The sequence below is a fragment of the Flavobacterium sp. DG2-3 genome, assembly GCF_030730925.1.
GTDB lineage: Bacteria > Bacteroidota > Bacteroidia > Flavobacteriales > Flavobacteriaceae > Flavobacterium.
Map to the genome: position 1 here is coordinate 349168 of NZ_JAVAMB010000002.1, position 20347 is coordinate 369514.

At 32.4% G+C, this 20347-nt stretch carries 16 protein-coding genes; 4 read left to right on the top strand and 12 right to left on the bottom strand.

The window, feature by feature from the left end; translation table 11 throughout:
- Nucleotides 1–390: 390 nt before the first annotated feature.
- From Q9Q97_RS05520 to Q9Q97_RS05535, 4 genes are all read right to left on the bottom strand, one after another.
- Complete coding sequence (locus Q9Q97_RS05520; protein ID WP_306155398.1) at nt 391–4122, bottom strand: WG repeat-containing protein; 3732 nt, start codon at nt 4120–4122, stop codon at nt 391–393.
- 90 nt (nt 4123–4212) lie between these two features.
- The gene (locus Q9Q97_RS05525; RefSeq protein WP_306155400.1) at nt 4213–4803 is read right to left on the bottom strand and encodes a hypothetical protein; all 591 of its coding nucleotides are present in this window, start codon (nt 4801–4803) and stop codon (nt 4213–4215) included.
- Between the two features lie 50 nt (nt 4804–4853).
- Nucleotides 4854–5396 carry a hypothetical protein gene (locus Q9Q97_RS05530; protein WP_306155401.1) on the bottom strand — a complete coding sequence of 181 codons (543 nt, stop codon included), beginning with the start codon at nt 5394–5396 and terminating at the stop codon, nt 4854–4856.
- Between the two features lie 16 nt (nt 5397–5412).
- Complete coding sequence (locus Q9Q97_RS05535) at nt 5413–7476, bottom strand: DKNYY domain-containing protein (RefSeq protein ID WP_306155402.1); 2064 nt, start codon at nt 7474–7476, stop codon at nt 5413–5415.
- 670 nt (nt 7477–8146) lie between these two features.
- Here Q9Q97_RS05535 and Q9Q97_RS05540 point away from each other — a divergent pair.
- A complete protein-coding gene (locus Q9Q97_RS05540; protein WP_306155404.1) occupies nt 8147–9283 on the top strand; it encodes a hypothetical protein in 1137 nt (378 codons plus the stop codon).
- 317 nt (nt 9284–9600) lie between these two features.
- On the opposite strand, the gene Q9Q97_RS05545 is transcribed toward Q9Q97_RS05540, so the two are convergent.
- Both Q9Q97_RS05545 and Q9Q97_RS05550 read right to left on the bottom strand, forming a co-directional pair.
- Nucleotides 9601–10608: a saccharopine dehydrogenase NADP-binding domain-containing protein gene (locus Q9Q97_RS05545; RefSeq protein WP_306155405.1), complete on the bottom strand. Its 1008-nt coding sequence runs from the start codon at nt 10606–10608 to the stop codon at nt 9601–9603.
- Between the two features lie 61 nt (nt 10609–10669).
- A complete protein-coding gene (locus Q9Q97_RS05550; protein WP_306155406.1) occupies nt 10670–11359 on the bottom strand; it encodes a hypothetical protein in 690 nt (229 codons plus the stop codon).
- Between the two features lie 202 nt (nt 11360–11561).
- Here Q9Q97_RS05550 and Q9Q97_RS05555 point away from each other — a divergent pair, with 202 nt between their 5' ends.
- Both Q9Q97_RS05555 and Q9Q97_RS05560 read left to right on the top strand, forming a co-directional pair.
- Nucleotides 11562–11888 carry a helix-turn-helix domain-containing protein gene (locus Q9Q97_RS05555; protein WP_306155407.1) on the top strand — a complete coding sequence of 109 codons (327 nt, stop codon included), beginning with the start codon at nt 11562–11564 and terminating at the stop codon, nt 11886–11888.
- 743 nt (nt 11889–12631) lie between these two features.
- Entirely contained in the window at nt 12632–13963 is a 1332-nt protein-coding gene (locus tag Q9Q97_RS05560) for a S41 family peptidase (RefSeq protein ID WP_306155409.1), read from the top strand.
- 154 nt (nt 13964–14117) lie between these two features.
- Here Q9Q97_RS05560 and Q9Q97_RS05565 read toward each other — a convergent pair whose 3' ends face one another.
- From Q9Q97_RS05565 to Q9Q97_RS05580, 4 genes are all read right to left on the bottom strand, one after another.
- A complete protein-coding gene (locus Q9Q97_RS05565; RefSeq protein ID WP_047775354.1) occupies nt 14118–14570 on the bottom strand; it encodes an Lrp/AsnC family transcriptional regulator in 453 nt (150 codons plus the stop codon).
- Nucleotides 14571–14773: 203 nt separating this feature from the next.
- Nucleotides 14774–15766: a bile acid:sodium symporter family protein gene (locus tag Q9Q97_RS05570; RefSeq protein WP_306155416.1), complete on the bottom strand. Its 993-nt coding sequence runs from the start codon at nt 15764–15766 to the stop codon at nt 14774–14776.
- A 165-nt stretch (nt 15767–15931) separates the two neighbouring features.
- Nucleotides 15932–16963 (bottom strand): methionine synthase, encoded by a 1032-nt coding sequence (locus Q9Q97_RS05575; RefSeq protein WP_306155419.1) that lies wholly within the window; start codon nt 16961–16963, stop codon nt 15932–15934.
- Nucleotides 16964–16993: 30 nt separating this feature from the next.
- Complete coding sequence (locus Q9Q97_RS05580) at nt 16994–18046, bottom strand: DUF1852 domain-containing protein (RefSeq protein ID WP_306155421.1); 1053 nt, start codon at nt 18044–18046, stop codon at nt 16994–16996.
- Between the two features lie 267 nt (nt 18047–18313).
- Between Q9Q97_RS05580 and Q9Q97_RS05585 the strand changes: the two genes are divergently transcribed.
- Nucleotides 18314–18943: a nitroreductase family protein gene (locus Q9Q97_RS05585; protein ID WP_306155422.1), complete on the top strand. Its 630-nt coding sequence runs from the start codon at nt 18314–18316 to the stop codon at nt 18941–18943.
- A gap of 157 nt (nt 18944–19100) precedes the next feature.
- Here Q9Q97_RS05585 and Q9Q97_RS05590 read toward each other — a convergent pair whose 3' ends face one another.
- Together Q9Q97_RS05590 and Q9Q97_RS05595 are read right to left on the bottom strand one after the other, a co-directional pair.
- Nucleotides 19101–19421 carry a nuclear transport factor 2 family protein gene (locus tag Q9Q97_RS05590; protein WP_306155424.1) on the bottom strand — a complete coding sequence of 107 codons (321 nt, stop codon included), beginning with the start codon at nt 19419–19421 and terminating at the stop codon, nt 19101–19103.
- A 43-nt stretch (nt 19422–19464) separates the two neighbouring features.
- The gene (locus Q9Q97_RS05595) at nt 19465–20259 is read right to left on the bottom strand and encodes an SDR family oxidoreductase (RefSeq protein WP_306155425.1); all 795 of its coding nucleotides are present in this window, start codon (nt 20257–20259) and stop codon (nt 19465–19467) included.
- Nucleotides 20260–20347 lie beyond the last annotated feature (88 nt).

Below are 20347 nucleotides of genomic sequence, written 5' to 3' on the forward strand. Positions count from 1 at the left end.
CCGCTTCAAAACAAAAAATCAAAAAATTATCTTACAAATTCACTTGAAAATAAGCCAATTTCTTTAAATCGTTCATAAAATGGTTTGTAAATTGTTCAGTAAGGGTCACAAAAAGAGACAACTAGCAAATAGTTGTCTCTTTTTTTATATACAAATATATAGACTTTTCAAGCCTTCATAGCCTAACATTTATGGTTCGATTTTTTCACAAGAAATTCTTAATCTGTTTGAAATAAACTGACTTAAACTGACTTTATTAGAGGCTTAATCGGAGCTGGATGACGTTTGAAGTTTTGTAGGGATAGATTTTTTTTCTCTTTTGGTTTATCTTAATTTTTTGATATTAAATATTGTGATTTAACAGTAGAGAATAGAGTTGTTTTCATAATTTTAATTATTGTCGTTATTCTTTATTTCATAAAACACTTTATTTTGTGGTGTCACCAATACTGTTTTTCTACCTTTTTTACATTCAAAATACCCTTTCTCTATATATCTGATATCATCATAAAGAAGTGGAATAATTATGAAATTTGATAAATCTACCACTCCTTGTTTTTGTTCTTTGGAAACGATAGCGAAATTTGTCCTTTCAAGGATTTGATAATCATCGTAGTCTTTATTATTTCCCGATTTGCTTTCATCATTATCCTGATTTACAGTAGTGATTTGATACGGATTACGGTCATTATCAATTAGGTTTCCATAATAATCAATTCGTCCCTTTTTTCCATCTTTTATAAAAGTATAGCATATAAAAGGAAGATTTTTTTCTCTATACAATGTATCGCATTCAATTGAAAATTGTTTTTCTCCATATCTTCCATACATTGTGCGCGTTTTATTCTTTCGACCTTGGACACCTTCTGTTTCTGAAAAAATTAAATCATCTTGTTCTATCGGAATTATTACGCGACCGGTTAGAAAATCTAAGATTCCTTTTTTCTTATTTTTTGTAACGACCAATACTTTATGTTGTTCCATAGATCTCTTGTTAAAATCAATATCTTTAATACCATCGTAAACAAATTCATGAAGCATCTGATTTTTATTGGTAAGCACTCCATATTTAGTTCCTCTTTTAGCAATGAAATTGATATTGTCCGGCGTATATAAGCTATCATTTAAAAAGGGTATTACTATACTTTCGTTTGCATCAATTACCCCATATTTATTATTCCTTTTGACTATAAAAAGTGTAGTGCGTAAAAAAGGATCGTAATTACGATCATAATGCTCCATTACTTTTGAATCTTCAAAAATCAAGCGACCATATTTACTATATTTAATCATTTTCACAGTATGATCTTTATCGTCATATTGCCTATCTGAATAACCGCCGTCAATGTCGTCACTAAATTTTGTTGCTATAGTTTCTAAATCTATTTTTTGCGTTTTTAAATTCAGCAGTTTAATGGTGTTACCGTCCCTAAGTGTCAAATGATGATTGACGGTTATATCACTAAAATCAAATTTCCAATTGGAAGGCACTATAAACGAAACTATTTTTTTGTTTTCTGGGCCTATAATATCTACTTTGTCTTTGGTCTTGCAAATGAATATTTTGTTGACATATTCTAAAATAACATCTCTTTTTGCTTTGTTGCACCAAACACTATAATAACTTTCAAATGGAAAAATGATTTCCTCATATATGTTGTCTGCTGGCACTAAAACTTTTCCGTCAAAGTTGACTATACCGTATTTATCGCTTTTGGCATCGGTCTTAAACTTAAATAAACTAAAAATTATCTTTTGATTTTCAGAAACTTGATTTCTTTCTTTATCATTTTGATAATAATAATCTACTACTGGATACTTGAACTTGGCAATTTCCAATTTATCGTTAATAACTCCGTAGAGATCTTTATCTTTATAGATGAAAAATTTATTTTTATATGAAACTATTGGATATGGAATTTGATGCATATTCAAATCCATATCAAAAAATACTTGTCTTTCGTCGGCAGTGTTTGCGAAAATAAATTTTTGATCATTTTGTGAATAAGTATAATGTGCCAATATTTCTCCCGTATCCTTTCCGTTTTGAAGATTGTATAATCCATATCGACCTAATTTATCCTGATAACCAAGAATAATATTGTGGATATCAGTTCGGATATTATTGCAGTTATCCAATACTTTGGTAAGTGTGTCTCCTTGTATTTTCAACAGTGATATTTTGTAATCATAAATTTGTCTCCCATTATCAAAATAGGAAATGTTTTGATAATTTACTTTTTCAGAAATAATATAATAGTATGTTTTTTGGATACTCAATCTTTCTATTATATCCTGAATGATAAAAGGGTAAATACTTTGTCCTTTGCTATTATACAGACCATAGTTATTATCTTTATTTTTTACTTCAAAGACAAGGGATTCTTCTCTTTTTTCATTATAATTTGAACTCGGATAAATAGTAATACTTTCATATTTTATGGGCAAAACTTCTTTTCCATTAATATCCAGCAAACCTTCGAGCGATTTAGAATCTTTTATATTATTTCCAGCTAAAAAAATATTTTTATTAGCAGGAACTATATACGAATATTGAGCCTTGAGAATTTCTTTACCATCAACATCCGCAATACCATATTTATTATTTTGTTTAAATAATTGTCGATCTCTGTAACTATCATTCAGTCCGTCAAAAGGACTTTGGCTTGATACATATTCCTTAGGACTATTGTCCTTTGAATCGCGGTATAATTCACCATTTAGTTTATAAAGGATCTTTTTTTTGTTACGATAAGCTGCTATAAGTAAACCCTGGGCTTTAGTATTATCTATACATACAAAATCATACTGTGGTTTTTCTATTTTTTTATTATTCAAAATGGTAAACCCCCAATTGTTTTTTATCCTATAAAATAACACATCTTTGTAATAGGTATTACTGCTAAAACTTTTAATTTCATCATATTCATTATTTAATAACTTTTTTCCATCCAATAGTCTGGCGCCAAACTTATTTTTATTTTTAGTAATGAAAATATAGTATTTTGAATATTCTTTTCTTTCTAAAACAGGCTCAGTAAAGAAAAGATTCGAATGCTTGCTTTCTAAAAGTGTATTTCCGTAGTTTGAAATAGAATCATAAGCAGGTTCCTCGTAATACACAAGTTTGCTAAAATTATAAACCCCCGCTTTGTTGTCTTTCTTTACAATTAAATATTTGTTTTTATCTTTTAAAGGGATTTCGTCGGGTTGACTGAAATTTTCTTTGTCATTAATAATTTTTGACAGAATATTGTCATCCTGACTTTCTTTTTCATAAGAATCAAAAATATCCTTGATGAAAAGGTTGGTTTGGGGCTGGTAAATAGAAAGATGATTACCAATATGTAAAATAAAATATTTAGATTCCTTTTCTTCAGCATAATTTGGATACATTTCTTCATAAGAATCAATAGAATCAACTAAAACTTCATTCGTTTTTAGATTGATAAATTTCCATTTTCCATCTTTTTTAGCCAATAACAGGTTATTTCTATACAGTACAGCAGAAAGGCACTCAAAAACTAGTTTGCTGTTTAAATCATAAATATCAATATTTTCCTGAGTTTTTGAATTTTTATCCAAATCGGTTACAATAAAATATTCTAGCGTCCCATGCAAACCATTGTAATAAGTAAAATAATCTTCGCTGGTTGTAATTTTCTGATTTTTAAATGGTATTACAATTTTGCCAGTTTTATCAAGAAGTGCTTGCTGATTATTTTTAATGACCACAAAAAAAGTAGATTTATCATCGCAAAAAGTTAAAATCCAATCGTAAATAGGTGGAATAACATAACTATTTGTCTTTCTATTAAAAACACCTTCAGATACAATATTTACCGTTTGTACTTTAACTTTAATGTTCAAGGTATCTTTATCGGATATTCCATATTTCTCCGAAAAATTATGATTGAGAATCGAAGCAATATGTTCTTTCCAAACACCAATGTTGGTATTTTGTAAAAGTTCCTTATCTTTTATTTTATCAAATGTTTTAAGAGATTCATTAAATTTTCCTTCATTGTAAAACTGCATGGCTTGTTCTCTCAAAGCTTCACTATTTTGGGAGAAATTAATTAAAGGCAGTAAGGCAAATAATATTAGTAATATTTTTTTCATGCAGTTATAATAAATTAGTCACATTTTTTGAAATCCTTTTTTAGTTTTTGCTGTTCAATTTCAGTCATAATGCTGTCTATTTTTGTTTTTCTATTCTAACATAAAGTCTTTTACATCACTTAAAATTTCTCCTGTTTTACCATCAATTTTTATTGTTCTAGTTTCTCCCATTGAATTTATTTGTACTGCATAACAATAACTGGTAAACAAAAAAAGACGTTTATATGAAAATCTATCTATTAATAATGACTGATAATTCGTGTCGTTGATCAAGTCAATCTGCAAATCTTTTTTCAGCATCGGGATCAATTCATTTGCCGAAAAATCAAAGTTTTCATCATAATTTTTCCAGCTTATCAAAACTCCATTTTCATCATAACTTTTCCAGATACCAACTGGCATTCCGTAAAAATGACCAAATTGATTTACCAATAAATTAGTAGTTTTATCGTAAACAAAAATCTGTTTAAAACTATGATTGTCATAAATTAATTCTTTTTTATATAGATCTTTTCCTTCATATAACTTGATGATTGTATCCTGCAAAGCATATTCGTAAATACTGTCAATTTTATTGTCATTAAATTTTTTTAAATCAAATTTTTCTGAAGTCTTTGCATGAAATTTTTCAGAATAGATTGCTTTTTTATCATTACATGATACAAAACAAAATATAGTCATTATTATAATTATTTTTCGGAACATAAAACAGCATTATTTCTTTTTTATCTTTACTTAATAAATTTATGATCTAGATTTTTGGAACTAATTTTATAAACTTCAATATTACTTAAATCAACCTCTTTCTTATTGTAATTGCTTATATACAAATTATTAATTTCCTTTTTTGATTGTGATAAGTCAATAAAAAAAAATCCTTCCGCAAATTTCAATCCTTTTAAATACAAGAATTCTCCAAAATCTAAATCAAAGTTAATCTTTATGAAGATGCTCATTTTAATATCATCCTTTCTAAAAATATTCAAAATAATTATGTCATTTTCTCTAGGAAATGGGTTCCCCATATACAAATAAGCAAATTCATCATCAATCCTAATTCGATCTTTATAATTGTCCCAATAACTTTCTGTCAAGTAAGCATTTTTTGATTTTTTATAATAGTCTAACGAAGGGGAATGTATTCTATATTCACTTACTAAGTGATTTGAATCGGTATTTAGTAAACTATATTTTAATTTAAAGATGGCAGGAGGTTCTTGACTATAGCAAAGTAATGTTCCAAAAGACAAAATGATATAAATATAGTTTTTCATTATATATACTAATTAATTATTGAACATAGTATGGAATACTGTACAAACACCTCACTGGTTTTCCATCTTTAATTGCCGGAATCCAATTAGGAGATAATTTTAAAACTCTTTCTAATTCTTTTCCAGATCCGTAACCAATATCATGAAGCACTTCTATCTTAGACAAGCTTCCGTCCTTTTCAATTATAAACTTTGCAAAAACTCCACCTCTAGAAGATTCATCATCAAGTATTTCTTTAGGAATAACATAATTCTTCTTTATAAAAGCATAAAACTTTTGAATCCCGCCTGGATATTTCGTCTGAATTTGTACAGCTACAGCATTATAAACTTCATTATCTATTGTTTTACTTTTATTCTCGTTCTGTTCTTGTTTTACTTTTTTTTGAGGTGCAACTGTTCTATTATTCCCATACTTTTTGGCAAGATTAATTGCTTCAAAAGAGGGTTCCCATTTACGGTCAAATACTTTCCCTAAAAAACGATACGAAATCTTATCTGAAATTTTTACAAGCCAGAAACCTTCTGAATTTTTAAATAAATAAAAATCTGAAGTTGGTGTTGAATCAAGCCCACAAAAGCCGCCTCTATATCCAGAAAATGAAGCCAGTAATTCTATTCCTGCACTTTTAATAATTTTTACATTTTTACAGTATAAGAAGTTTTTATCAATCAGGAAAATATTGAAAGTGCGTGCAGAATTCACATCGATATCACTCATTTTTTTTATGTCACGAATTCTTTCATTACAATAAGAAACCACATTCTTATCTTTATAATATTTATCTTCAGAATATTGATCACTATTATCCATTGGTACAAATGTTTCAGCATCAAATGAAGTTCGCTTACCCCTAAAATAAATGCGATCATACATTTTGCAAAAATTATAATCGATAAAAACCTTATTGGAACCATCAAAATCGTCAACGTCATTTTTTTGTGCTTTTCCTACAGCAATCTCCCTTTGGGTTAAATCTTCATAGAAAGATTTTGTACGAGTGGCATACGCTTGGTTTTTATAAAAGATAATCCCGCTAAACTTATTGTATGAGATATATTTGCTGTTAATTTTTTCTTCGTTTTTAAAAGGTAATTTTTCGATAATCTCTTTTTTCGATTCTTGATTATACACTCTTTCATAAATTCCATTTTTATCATAAAAACAATAGGCACCACTAAGAAAACCGAAAGAAGGAAGATCTACTTTTTGGTCAATCTCTTTACCATCTTTAAAAATGCTTTTACCATCAGTAATGTAAAAGTCGTAGTTATCAGCAGTCCAAACTTTAACTTTACTAGAATTTTTAATTTTCATTGAAGTTTTATTACCTCTAAAATATACATCATTGTTATATCTGGTATAATGTCCCGACAGTGCTTTTAAATTATCTGGATGCATATCATCAACTAATTCTCCATTGCGAAAGACGTATTTTTTTGTTTTAAAAAAATCACAGTTAACATATTGATATGGTTCTCCTCCAAAAATAGCAACTTCACCTTTGAAATAAATGTAATTTTTATCGTGGCAAAAATCATAAGGATTGGTATTTGCCGTAGCTCCATCTGACCCTTTTGTTTTTTTGTCGAAGTAATAAATGAAATTCTTGTCTTTATAATATTGATCATTAACCTCTCCATTGTTACTCTTGCAAGGATTAGGCTGAAAAGTTGCCACATCAATATTCTTTAACTCTGCAGTGTTTTTGAAAACCTTGTATTTTGTCTTCCACAGGAAATCCATTTCTTTATTCATTCCTAAAAAGGTGAATCCAGAAGTATCAATTTTAATAAATTCACCTTTGACGTACATGCCGTTTTTATCAAATGCAAAAGCAGATTCTTCCTTATTCCTTGCCTTAAAAGAAGCTAAGTCTGGATAAATAACCATATGCGTACAAAAGTCCTGATAAACAACATAGTTTTTATTGACGATGTACGTTGGAGTTTCAACAAAATTGCAACCGCCTGATCCGTATTCTATTTTTAAAGCAGGATCTTCCAATGCGGAAATACTAGTATTTTGACAGCTAAATAACAGTGAAAAACTAAAAGTTATTAAAAAATTTCTTATCATAGGTTTTTGTTTTGTCGAGAGGACTTTTGTATTTTCAACTATATATAGAAGTAAAAAAACAAAATTTATTCCATTACTGGGGTAATAAAACATAAATCTTTAACTCAAATTTCATTCATATATACATAGATGCATAAAAATGAAAAAAGGTTGGGAACACAAAAAAAATAAACTCATAAAGTTATCGTTAACTCAATTCTTTTTTCATAGACAAATTTTGAAGTCAATAATTTAATAAACATTAAATTAATTAATACCACAAAATTCTCAATGCATATTCACTACTTAATTTCATGTATATCCCCAACAGGACATTCAAACCAAATTACTAAAGCCAATAAAAGACAGCGTTTACACATAGTAAGCCAATATCTTCAAATCTTCCATAAATTTTGTTGAAATTTGTCCCGTCGAGGTCACAAATTTTAAATCCCATTTCCAACGAAATGGGATTTTTTTATTCCCTTCTTATTTAATTAATCAACTAAAGCTTATTAAACTATAATTGTTTGTATTCTAACAAAGTTTCCACTGAAAGATTCAATCTATAGCATATTAATTTTCCTTATTTTTTAAAAAAAATTAATTATTAATTCAAAGGTTAGATGCAAAAACTTTATTTCAAGCATTAAAAAAATAGTTTATCTTCGTAAAAATCGAATGCTTTTCTATGAAACTATTTTTAAGTTTTTTTTGGACCGCCGTACTGCTATTGCCAATTATAATATCTGCTCAAACTGCAAACTCATACACCGCATTATTAGTTGAAAAGAACAATATTTACACTGCACTAAATTTAAAAGATTCAGTAAAATCTATTAACCTTAAATTCAATACTATTAAGCATTCCTTGTCTGAAGCCGAAAAAAGCAATGCAATTATGACAAATGGGATTAGAAATTGCATCTATATACATTTTGATGAACTGCAAAGAGTTAAAGCAAAAGCAAAATCAGTTTTCCCAAAAAGTGACTATGCAAATTTCGACCCTGAAAAAACTAATGAATATGAATATGATGAAAAAGACTGGGAGATAAAAAGTAAATATAGAACAAATCTAAAACAGTATTTTCCTGTCTACAATCAAAATCTATTAGCCAAATTAAATCAAACTACCGTTCCTAAAAAAGATGATGTTTTTGAAGAAGACGGTAAAATATGGCAAGATTACAAGGCAGAAATATATATTTATCATATTGATCGAGAGGGTAAAATACTTGAGGAATTAAATTATATTGTTCAAAGGATAGGTAAAAAAGCAAAAAATAGAGCCTATAAAAAAGAAGATCTTTTTACAAAAAAAACATTCTTATATAATGAGAAAGGACAAGTTATAAATCAAAAAGTTATTGGTGCAGGCCCTTTAGCAAAAAAAATGCCTTATACAGATATGGGCACTGAGAGTCCTTTTTGTGAGGACTTACAATTTCAATATTCCTATGACTTATCAGGTCGTATTACAAAAGTAACTATGTATGGCTGTGAAAAAATAATCTCCAAACAAGAATATACCTATCACCCAACCAAAGATTATGTAGAAACTGTAAATTATTATGTTACAGGGCCTGGCACAATTTCTAATCCTACAAGTAGCTTTATAAAGACATTCAACGAACAAGGTGATATGATAAAAAAAGAATTTATTCTTGATTATCCTAAACAAACTCTAAAGGTAAACAAACTCTACTACACCTACGAATATGACAGCCATAACAACTGGATAAAATGCAACATGTTTCTCGAAGGAACACCAGATGGAGAACCAACTTTGGTTGCCGAAAGAAAAATTGAATATTACAACAACTAACTTTTAAAAAATTGATATTTAATACTACACTTAAAGTTTTAGATTAACTAAAAGAAAAGTTTTCCGTTATAAAGACTGTCTCTTATCTTGTTTCAAAAAGATAACCCTTAAAACACATACAAACCGCTTACAAGTAATATCAAACTAATTAATTACAAATTCACATGAAAATAAGCCAATTTCTTTAAATCATTCATAAAATGGTTTGTAAATTGTTCAGTAAGGGTCACCAAAAGAGACACTAAAATAATAGTTGTCTCTCTTTTTTTTATGCAATAACATGCAGATTTCTCAATCCTTTTTACATGGAATTTTCTCTACCAAGTAATTTTTATATCATCTTCCTGCAAGGAATTTAAAAAATCGCTTGCTACAAACGCTTCTCCCAGTGTCTTTACCCCTTTTGAAGTTGCCTTTCCAGATAAAATTCTCCTCACAGCCTCTACAACTAAGGGAGCAGTTACAGCATAAATATCTTGGCCTTGAGCAGAAATTCTTCTTTCTTCATTATCTTTTAACGCAACGACTTCAAGACTGAATTGCTGTGAAGATCTATTTTTCTCATCTGTCGGTTTTGGCTCTGGCGTATTGTTGTTTCTAAGATCGTCTAAAGAGTTCTGACTCAAATATGTATTAACCGTATTCACGTTTAAATGGCTCGAAATCGTAATGATTTCTGAAAGAGGCAGACTTACCACTTCTTTGTTTCCTATTGGTTCTTTAAAATTCCATTCTTTTGAAGGAGTTGGCTCAAGTTCCTTTAAACGATGGTCTTTGAACGTTAACCTTTTGTAATGATTTCGATCTCCTGTCAATCTCGTCCCTTTTGTAGGATGCCAGGAATCCAAACCAATATATACGTTGATTTCATCTGTATGCTCCCACTCCTTTGTTAATTCAGTCGCCAATAAATCGGCCAATCCACCATAAAAGGCTGCTGCCGGAATAATTAAGATTTCTTTATTATTAGCTTCTTCCGAAAATTCATCAATGACATCCAACACTGGTTTTTGTTCTGCCGATAAATCAATATAATGACTTCCGAATCTTAAAGCTGATTTAATTATGGGTGCCGCAGTATCTAAATATGGACCAGCAGCGTTTATAATAATTTTAGTATCTTTAAAAGCTTCGTCTAATGATTTTGGATCATTGATGTCTGCCACTTTTATCTCTGAATCTGGAAAAAACGGAAGCAAAGCAGTCAATTTTTCCGAATCTCTTCCGGAGAGAACCAAATTTCTATAACCTTGTCTGTAAAGTTCTGCAACAATAAACTTTCCTGTATGTCCGTATGCTCCATAAATTGCAATAGTATTTTCCATAAGTTGTATTTTTTAGATATTATTCTATCGGATGAATATTAAATATTTGAAAGGTAATTTTTTATTGAATAAGCAATAAAGTATTTTGAATTGTGATTAATTGCAACATCGATTGTCTCAATTGGTTGCTCATTTCATTAATTAATTTTTGTTTTAATTGATACTCTTTTTTATTTTCAAAAGATGTAATGGAAACCAAAAGATTTTTGTCCTGAAAAGCTGGAAGTCTCGGGAAATCATTTTCTTGCATTTCACTGACCCAAAGTGTTGTATTTTTGATCTCTATACTTTCTAGAAATGGCAAATATTCAGCATTAAAAAGAGCAATTACTTTGTCCAGTGTACTGTTGCAACTATAAAAGTTCACCACAACAATTTTATGACTCGCCTTTAGAAAATTGGCAGAAATGCTTTTGGCAAGCGGACGCAGCAAATAAACGATGTCTGAATTGATCATCATGTCATTGGCATCTTTTCCAAAGTCTTTCCAAGTTTTACTGTCAACATAAAAATCATTTAAGAATTTTACTCTCGTTTCCATATTCTTAAAACCTCTAAACCAGACAAATCTATCATTTGCTCTATCAATTTTAAATTGTCCTAAAGTATAGCCACCAAGAGCATGCATTGGAGTAATAAAATAAGCATTGAAGTACTTTTTAAATCTGTCTGCTGTATTGGGCTTCAATAAATAATTGCGAAGTTCTAATACCGTAATTTCTTGATTATATGATTCTTGAGCGTTTGCCATAATTCTTAATTCTTTAAAATGATTAAAATGAAATAAAAACAATCTATCACGAGTGAATATCAGAATCCGTTTGATAAAAACCCTAATAATTCCTCAAACAAAGAAAACAATATAATATCTTTACCACAAGTACGCACAAAAAAGTACTCTACGTACCAAAACCATACTAATGCTGAAAATCAATATTTTAAAAATAAAAAAAATGGCAAAAAAAATAAACCTAAAAGCATATTGCCCAGTTGATTACGCTTTTCAGCGAATTGGAGGAAAATATAAAGGCCGAATTTTGTGGTCACTAAAAGATCGTGTCTTGCGCTATGGTGAGCTAAAAAAAACTATTGAAGGAATCACACCAAAAATGCTTACCCAGACTTTAAAAGAATTAGAAGCTGACGGATTGATTTTTAGAAAAGTTTATCTCGAAGTACCGCCTCGAGTTGAATATTCTTTGTCTGAAACGGGTAGTGAGCTGATTCCTTTCATCAATCAAATGAGTGCTTGGGCTGAAAAACAAATGGCTTTGATTTAGTTTTAAAATGTATAAAACAGCATTTAGAATTTGAAAGTTTCTTGTCATAATTATGCGAAAAGCTAAAACTTCTTTAAATCCTCCATAAAAATGGTTTGTAAATTGTTCGGTAAGGTCACTACTCGGGACAAAAGATAAGTATCATCTTTTGTCCCGATTTTTTTACTCATAATCCAGTATCTACCAAACATATGCGGTTTACCACTTCGTTAATTCAGTTTCTATCTGCATACCCATCCCGCGTTTGTCTTAAAAAATAAAGAAACCGGATAATTTTTGATTGCTCAATTTTACGCCTTTAAAGAATCAGCCCAGGCATATCTTAAAAAAATAACGTAATAGTTTGTAATTACGCACTAGATTAATTACAATTGTATCAGAAAATTACGGAGAAGATAGAGAATATTATTTTATACCCTTGAGTATGATAAAGGAGCTGCAGCCCATACTCCCAACAGAGTATATAAAGCTGTTGTCTATACAACGATTCAGCAATAGTTGCTTCTAAAGGCATACATGTAAACTCTAGGGCCAGCAAAATGAACCTACAAGAACTGCCATAAAAATATTACTTCTATCCACCCCACAACTGGACTGCTGGTAAGCAAGGATTTCCTGTTCGGAATATTAGCAGCAACAAAAGCGAAAATTGGCTTTACAGACGAGGGCTGACCGTATTTCTCTTTAAAAAATAAAGCATAATTGTTTATTTGAAATACGGCAAAAAAGTAAATCCGCAAACTATGAAAAGCAATACAGCACTATTTTTAATGTTCCTGTTCCTGACCATGTATACTGGGGCCGCAGCTCAGCAGCAGCCGCAACTTTCGAGAGACCAAGTCCGTGAGACTGTTCAAGAGCTGAGCAGCTCTCTACTGGCCAATTATGTTTTTCCGGAAAAAGCAACAAATGCATCAGTGCTTTTACATTCCGGCATTGATGGCGGTCTGTATGATAAAATACTTGATCCAAACTTACTTGCAAGCACTCTTTTCAAGGAATTGCAGCCTGTGCTTAATGATAAGCATTTTCGTATTGTTTACAATCCTGCGCTGGAAAAAGAAGTACTGAGCTACAATAGCAGGCCCGTGCAGTTGTCAGCTGATGTACAAAGTGAAAAGAACAAGAACTTTTACTTCAGGAAGATCGAAATTCTGCCAGGAAACGTCGGTTTCCTTGAGTTTAACGGATTTGCACTTCCCAATAAAGATTTTCGCAGAACTCTTGGTTTTGTGATGGGCTATCTTGCTAATTGCGAGGCACTGATTATTGATCTGCGTTCGAATCGCGGCGGCAATGGAAAAAGTTCAGAAGAGATACTTTCTTATTTTTTTGAACGCAATACATACATTGGCCGATCTTATAATAGGATCAGTGATCAATGGAGCAGCAGCTATGTTAAGGGATATAAATCTAATCGTAACAGTATACATCTTAATATGCCCATATATCTGCTCACTGGAAAAAATACCTACTCGGCTGGCGAAGGATTCGCTTATGCATTACAGCAGCAGAGAGACTCCAAAGTTGTGGGAACCAAAACTAGCGGAGCAGCACATCTTACCCGCAGCTTTAGTTTAGGCAATGGCTTTGTAGGGTATATACCTTACCAGAGAACAGAAAATGCAAAAACTGGAACTGACTGGGAAGGGACTGGAGTAATTCCTGATGTTACGACAATGGAGAACGCACTGATTATCGCTCACAATTTGATACTCGCAGATAAAATTGCTAAAACCACTGGAAAAGAAAAAGATGTTTTTCTATGGATGATCAACTACAACAAATCGATGCTTTCTTCGGGTAAACTCACGGATACTAATTTAAGTTGCTTTACAGGCAGGTTTGCCGAATTTGAAATTACTGGTAAAGATGGACAACTTTTCTTCAGAGATGTAAATCAGAAGAATACTGTTCCAGCTGTTATGGTGCCTATTGATCAGGATTTTTATCAAGTAAAGAAAGACTACCAGGTGCGATTTGAATCGCTCAAAAACGGACAGTACCAGGACCTAAGGGTATATTGGAGTGATGGATATTCTGAAAAGATCGAGCGACTGCATACTTTAGAATAAATAGCATCGATTTTTCAAGCCTTTACAGCCTAACATTTCATGGTTAGAAATTCGCAGTTTTTGATGTTAAATATAGAATAATTCCAAAATGGACTTCATACATTTTCTTTCACAAAAGCTAAGGTGAAATTTAAATAAATAAGCCATTCTGGAACTATCCATACATATTTTTTATCTCCGACATAACAAAGGTGCTTTGGGTACTCCCTATGCTTTCAACTGATCCCAATTTATTAAACACAAAATCTTGATAATGCTTCATGTCTTTGGCAGAAACCTTCATTAAAAAATCGTAATCTCCTGAAATATTATAACATTCCACAACTTCTTCGATTTTCATAATATCGCTAACAAACTGATTCCCTATGTTACGATCGTGCTGTTTAAGTTTGATATTACAGAAAACGATAAATCCTCGATTTAATTTTTCTGCATCCAGAAGGGCTATATATTTCTTAATATAACCGTTATTTTCCAATCTTTTAATACGCTCAAAAACAGGCGATGCCGAAAGATTTACCATCTTAGCAAGCTCTTTTACAGTGTATTTAGAATTATCATGAAGTATATTTAATAATTGAAGATCAATATCGTCTATCTGTTCCATAAAATATTTTGCTTTGAATTTTGTTATAATTTATTTCTAAATTAGAATAAAATTCTTCAAAAACAATTAAAAACAATATAAAAATCTTGTTTTAAACAAATTTCAAACATAACAATCTGTAAAACTTACTTTATAGTATAAAAATCCTAAAGACAATATTTATAGAATGACGCAGAATAAATCTACTAAATTGACTTTTAAAACTATTCTTCTTTTCGTCGAGCCATACCCTGAGCAATAATGCTGGCGGCAATCAATTGCAAGGCATGGTACAGCATGAGCGGCAACAATACGATTCCGGTGATAGTACTATGCTGAAAAAGTACTTTTGACATAACGGTGCCGTGTACCAATGACTTTTTAGACCCACAGAATAAGACGGTAATACGGTCTTCATCTGAAAAACCAAGCAGGCGGCTCAGTAGTGCGACACAAAAGAATACGGTAAAAAACAACGCCATCATCCCTGCCGCGAGTCCAGCAAGTTCAAGAGCGGTGAAGCCTTCAAAAAGATGTTCGGAAAATGACTTGCAAAACGAGGTGTAAATAATCGTTAGAATAACTGTCTGATCGAAATATTTGAGCTGTTTCTTGTATTTTTCGGCAATGGCGCCGAAACGGGAATTTAGGCTTATGCCGATGATGACAGGCAGCAAAACTTGCAGAATTAACTTTATGCCGATTTGAGTGACATCAAAATCGCCTGTTGCAGAAGCTATAAACAACCCAACCCAGAGCGGCGTAACCACTACTCCGATCAAACTGGAAATACTCGCATTGAAAATGGCTGCGGGAATATTTCCTTTGGCAATGGAAACCATGACCACGGAAGAGGATACTGTAGATGGTAAAGCTGCCAAAAAAAATACACCCAGCCAAAGCAACTCGAAACCGTTATTGACAAACAAGGGGCGAAATGCCAAAACAATGAGCGGAAAAAATAAAAAGGTTGTCAGCTGGACGACAATGTGCATTTTCCAGTTTGAAAGTCCGGCTTTTAGTTTCTCAACACTCAGTCGCATGCCATAAAACAAGAAAATTAAGGAAACGCCAGCATTGGCAATCTCCTCGAGCGAAACAGGTTCTTTGACCATGCCTGGCTTTGGTAAAAAATAAGCCATCAAAATCATGGTGGCTATCATGAACAGGAAACCGTCGAAACCTGCTTTTTTTAATACTTCTAATAATTTCTTCAATGTGTTTTAAATATTATTTCTCCGTAGAGTCAAGATTACAAAATACCTTACCGGATAAACGTAGATTTTCCAGATTCATTAGTCTGTCCGCAGAGTCGTTCTCTTAAATTCTACGGACAGCAAGCTTCAAACAAGGAAACTATATTTCTAATTAATAAATTGAGACTAAATCCCAAGTTCTTTACGTATAATTTCTGCTCCTGCGCTTAAAGCACTTAACTTGCCTCTAGCTACGCTTCGAGATAGCGGGGCCATACCGCAGTTTGTAGAAGGGTAAAGATTTTCGGCATCCACAAACTCAAGAGCTTTACGCAAGGTATCAGCTACTTCTTCTGGTGTTTCAATAGTATTTGTTGCCACATCAATAGCACCGACCATTACTTTTTTACCGCGAACAAGTTCCATTAAATTTAATGGCACATTGGAATTGTGACATTCTAAAGACACCACATCAATTTTAGATTTTTGAATTTTCGGGAAAATTTCTTCATACTGTCGCCACTCAGAGCCTAATGTCTTTTTCCAGTCAGTATTTGCCTGTATTCCATAACCATAGCAAATATGAACTGCAGTTTGACAGTGTAAGCCTTCAATGGCTCTTTCTAATGCAGCCATTCCCCAATCGTTTACTTCATCAAAAAACACATTAAATGCAGGTTCATCAAACTGGATAATATCTACCCCTGCATCTTGAAGTTCTCTTGCTTCTTCATTGAGTGCTTTCGCAAATTCCCAAGCCAATTTTTCTCGGCTTTTATAATGGTCATCATACAAGGTGTCTACCATTGTCAGCGGGCCTGGCAATGCCCATTTTATAGGTTTATTAGTCTGTTTACGTAAAAATTTAGCATCTTCAACAAAAACTGCTTTTTGACGTGCAACCTCACCTACCACCACTGGAACACTCGCGTCATAACGGTTACGGATTTTTACTGTTTTACGATTTTCAAAATCTACACCACTTAAATGTTCGATAAAAGTCGTTACAAAATGCTGGCGTGTCTGCTCGCCGTCACAAATGATATCTAGATCTGCCAATTGTTGTTCATGCAGAGAAATGCGCAACGCATCTTGTTTCCCTTCAAGCAGCTGATCGCCTTCTAATTTCCATGGTGACCAAAGTTTTTCGGGTGGTGCAAGCCAGGCAGGTTTAGGCAAACTTCCAACAATAGAGGTAGGTAATAATAATTTCTTCATAATAGTATAATATTAATGCGTTGTAATCAATTAAAGGGTAAAATTAGCAGACCATTGGTCCAGGAGACTTTTGTAAGGCTTAATGAAATGCTCTTCTGCATATTTACCCTGTTCAATAGCCAGTTGGCTGCGCTCTTCGCGGTCATAAACCACGCGAGTTAGCGAATAATCTTCGTGTTTAAGACTAGGTTGATAGATTTTCCCAGCCACTGAATTTGCATTGTAAATTTCAGGGCGATAAATCTTCTGAAAAGTTTCCATCGTACTGATTGAGCTGATTAATCCAAGATCAGTATAATCAGCAAGCAGATCGCCAGAATGATAAAAAGCCATGGGTGCCACACTATTCGGAGGCATGAAAAAACGAACTTTTAAGCCCATTTTAGAGAAATATTCATCCGTGAGAGAATACTGATCCTGCAGATACTCAAAACCCAGAACCGGGTGCTGATACTCAGTGCGAGTGTAAGTTTTGTTGCTCGATACACTTAAACAAATGATCGGTGACATCTTAAAGTGCTCTTTATAAGTAGCTGAACTGACAAAGCACTTATAAAGTTTTCCGTGCAAATCACCAAAATTTTCAGGAACGCAAAAATCAGATTTATTTTTGTTGTGCTCGATCAATAAAATACTGAAATCATAATCACGAACATAGGAAGAAAAATTATTCCCAGCAATACCTTCAATACGCTGACCCGTTTTACGGTCAAAAATATTTGTTTTTAAAACTTCAATCAATGGCAGATTGTTACTACCATTCTTATCATCAATACTCATCGTTACTGTGATGATTTCAAGTTCTACATGGTAACGATCAGCTTTGGGATTATCCAGATGAGCCAATGCATTGAATCGATTGTTAATCATATTTAATGCATTGCGTAAGTTTTGTTGGCGATTACCTCCTCTAGCCAAGTTTGCAAAATTGGTTGTCAGACGCGTTTCACTTGAGGGATGATAGTTTTCATCTAAACAGGTGCTCTTTAGTGTGAATGCAAAATCATTCTTGATTGTATTCTGGGTATTTTCAATATTCTGCTTTTCATTTATTCCTCTATCTTCTCGTATATTCGTTTTCATATGGTGATACTATTTAGATTTTTTACCTTGCAAATTTGAAAATAAAAGATTAAATATTTTTATTTATACTAAAAATCAGATAATAATTCTTTTTACACCTATTTATAAAGATTTTTAATCTTTTAACAAATATAAAATGGAAGAAAAACAGATAATTATTCTGTAGTGAACTGAGATAATTGATTTGAGTCTCCCTAGAGCACTCCAAAAACTCGAAAAAGAAAACAATATAATTTATCTTTGGCAAAATTTAAGATAGACATAGTAATGAATTTGATAGAAAATTTAAAATGGCGCTATGCCACAAAAGCTTACAATAATATTAAAGTAACAGAAGAAAAGGTCGATCAGATCTTGGAAGCCATAAATCTTTCAGCATCTTCTTGTGGTCTGCAGTCTTACCGTGTTTTTGTTGTAAGCAATCCAGAAATCCAAAAGAAACTAGGCGCTAATTCGTATAATGGACAGATTAGCTCTTGCTCTCATTTGTTAGTTTTCGCTGCATTTACTGACATGGCTTCGAGTTACATTGACGATTACATAGCAATGACAGAAAAACAAAGAGGCCTTGATGCTGGTGCCTTATCAGGATTTAAAAATGGACTTCATTCCTATTTCAGCGCTATAAACGCAGAACAAAAAGACATTTGGGCTTCCAAACAAGCTTATATTGCACTAGGAACTGCACTTATTGCTGCGGCAGAATTGAAGGTAGACGCCACCCCTATCGAAGGATTTAATGCCGACACTATTGATGAGGTTTTGGGTTTGAAAGAAAAAGGGTTGCATTCTACAGTTATCCTCGCTTTAGGATATCGCGATTCGGAGAAAGACTATATGGCAGCTGCGAAAAAAGTTCGTTTGCCTATAGATGAAATGATAACTAAAGTTTATTAGTACAAAAAGCTCAAGCTTAAAATAATTATGTTGCAAGTTTACTTGAAGACAAGCCAATTTCTTTAAATGGTTTGTAAATTATTCAGTAACCGTCACTAAAAAAGCTCATTTCAAAAAGAAATGAGCTTTTTTATGCCGTAGAATAAAGTATCTAATTTTAATTAATATCCAATGATTGAATATATTCTGCTTCAAACTTAAAATTATAAGTCAAAACTAAAGGACTTCCCGGAAAAGTCCCAGATACTTCCGCTTTTAAACTTCCTTTTTCCGCATCTCCTTCAAAGCTAATAGGATTCATTACCGCATTGTATTCTTTTGAAGATTTTTCGATCCATTTTTGTATTGCTTTTTTTCCCGTATAATTTTTCCCTTCATCAAATACTATAGCATTTTCTGAAAAACAATCAGCAAAATGAGCACTATTAAAATTATTCTGTGCATTTACTAAGTCTTGTACTACTACTGGTAAGTTCATAATTTTCTATTTTAGTATTAATAAATAAGTATTGCTTTATAATTTAAATTGTCGGGATGGTTCCGCCGTCTATTACATATTCAGTTCCCGTGAGGTAGCCCGCTCTTGGTGAAACGAGAAAACCTACCAATTCAGCCACTTCTTCGGGCTTTGCAGCTCTTCCGTATGGAATTCCTCCTAAAGCATTCATGACACTTTTTTCTGCCTCTTCGAGAGATACATTACTACTTTCAGAAATGCGTTCCATCATTCTTACTGATGCTTCAGTCATAATCCATCCAGGAGAAACAGTCAGAACACGTACGCCTTTTGACGAAACCTCTTTAGATAAACCCTTACTATAATTGATCAGCCCTGCTTTTGCGGCGGCATATGGAAGAGTAGAATCATATAAAGGCAATTTTCCTTGAATCGATGCGATATGGATAATAACGCCGTTTTTGTTTTCTAGCATTTGAGGCAAAAATGCACGATCCAATCGAACTGGAGCTAATAAATTTGCCTGAAGTGTTTCTTCCCAGTCTTTATTAGTCAATGCAGCAAATCCGCCTCCAGGAGTTTCAGATGCTCCAAGGTTATTTACGAGAATATCAAGTCTGCCAAATTTCTCCACTACTTCGGCAGCAACTTTAGCTGCGGCTTCGGGCTTACTCAAATCTGCTGAGATAAAATGCAAAGCGGCATCGGGTATTTCCGGTTGGTTTCTTGCACTGATGATCACTACAGCACCTGCCTCTTTTAAACGTTGGGCTATTGCTCTGCCCGCTCCTTTTGTTCCTCCTGTTACCAGAGCAATTTTGCCCGATAACTCATTCTGATAACTTATTTTTTGTTCCATATTAATTTCTTTTGTACAAATTTCAGAACTACGGAACTTTCTCACAAGTACGGAATTACGATTCACATAGGGATAAATTTCTCCCCTA

Coding starts and splice junctions, on each gene's coding strand:
- Q9Q97_RS05530 (WP_306155401.1), bottom strand. CDS start 5,396: ATGAAAAACTATATTTATATCATTTTGTCTTTTGGAACATTACTTTGC.
- Q9Q97_RS05590 (WP_306155424.1), bottom strand. CDS start 19,421: ATGAACTTACCAGTAGTAGTACAAGACTTAGTAAATGCACAGAATAAT.
- Q9Q97_RS05595 (WP_306155425.1), bottom strand. CDS start 20,259: ATGGAACAAAAAATAAGTTATCAGAATGAGTTATCGGGCAAAATTGCT.
- Q9Q97_RS05585 (WP_306155422.1), top strand. CDS start 18,314: ATGAATTTGATAGAAAATTTAAAATGGCGCTATGCCACAAAAGCTTAC.
- Q9Q97_RS05555 (WP_306155407.1), top strand. CDS start 11,562: ATGGCAAAAAAAATAAACCTAAAAGCATATTGCCCAGTTGATTACGCT.
- Q9Q97_RS05520 (WP_306155398.1), bottom strand. CDS start 4,122: ATGAAAAAAATATTACTAATATTATTTGCCTTACTGCCTTTAATTAAT.
- Q9Q97_RS05540 (WP_306155404.1), top strand. CDS start 8,147: ATGAAACTATTTTTAAGTTTTTTTTGGACCGCCGTACTGCTATTGCCA.
- Q9Q97_RS05525 (WP_306155400.1), bottom strand. CDS start 4,803: ATGACTATATTTTGTTTTGTATCATGTAATGATAAAAAAGCAATCTAT.
- Q9Q97_RS05550 (WP_306155406.1), bottom strand. CDS start 11,359: ATGGCAAACGCTCAAGAATCATATAATCAAGAAATTACGGTATTAGAA.
- Q9Q97_RS05535 (WP_306155402.1), bottom strand. CDS start 7,476: ATGATAAGAAATTTTTTAATAACTTTTAGTTTTTCACTGTTATTTAGC.
- Q9Q97_RS05545 (WP_306155405.1), bottom strand. CDS start 10,608: ATGGAAAATACTATTGCAATTTATGGAGCATACGGACATACAGGAAAG.
- Q9Q97_RS05575 (WP_306155419.1), bottom strand. CDS start 16,963: ATGAAGAAATTATTATTACCTACCTCTATTGTTGGAAGTTTGCCTAAA.
- Q9Q97_RS05560 (WP_306155409.1), top strand. CDS start 12,632: ATGAAAAGCAATACAGCACTATTTTTAATGTTCCTGTTCCTGACCATG.
- Q9Q97_RS05580 (WP_306155421.1), bottom strand. CDS start 18,046: ATGAAAACGAATATACGAGAAGATAGAGGAATAAATGAAAAGCAGAAT.
- Q9Q97_RS05565 (WP_047775354.1), bottom strand. CDS start 14,570: ATGGAACAGATAGACGATATTGATCTTCAATTATTAAATATACTTCAT.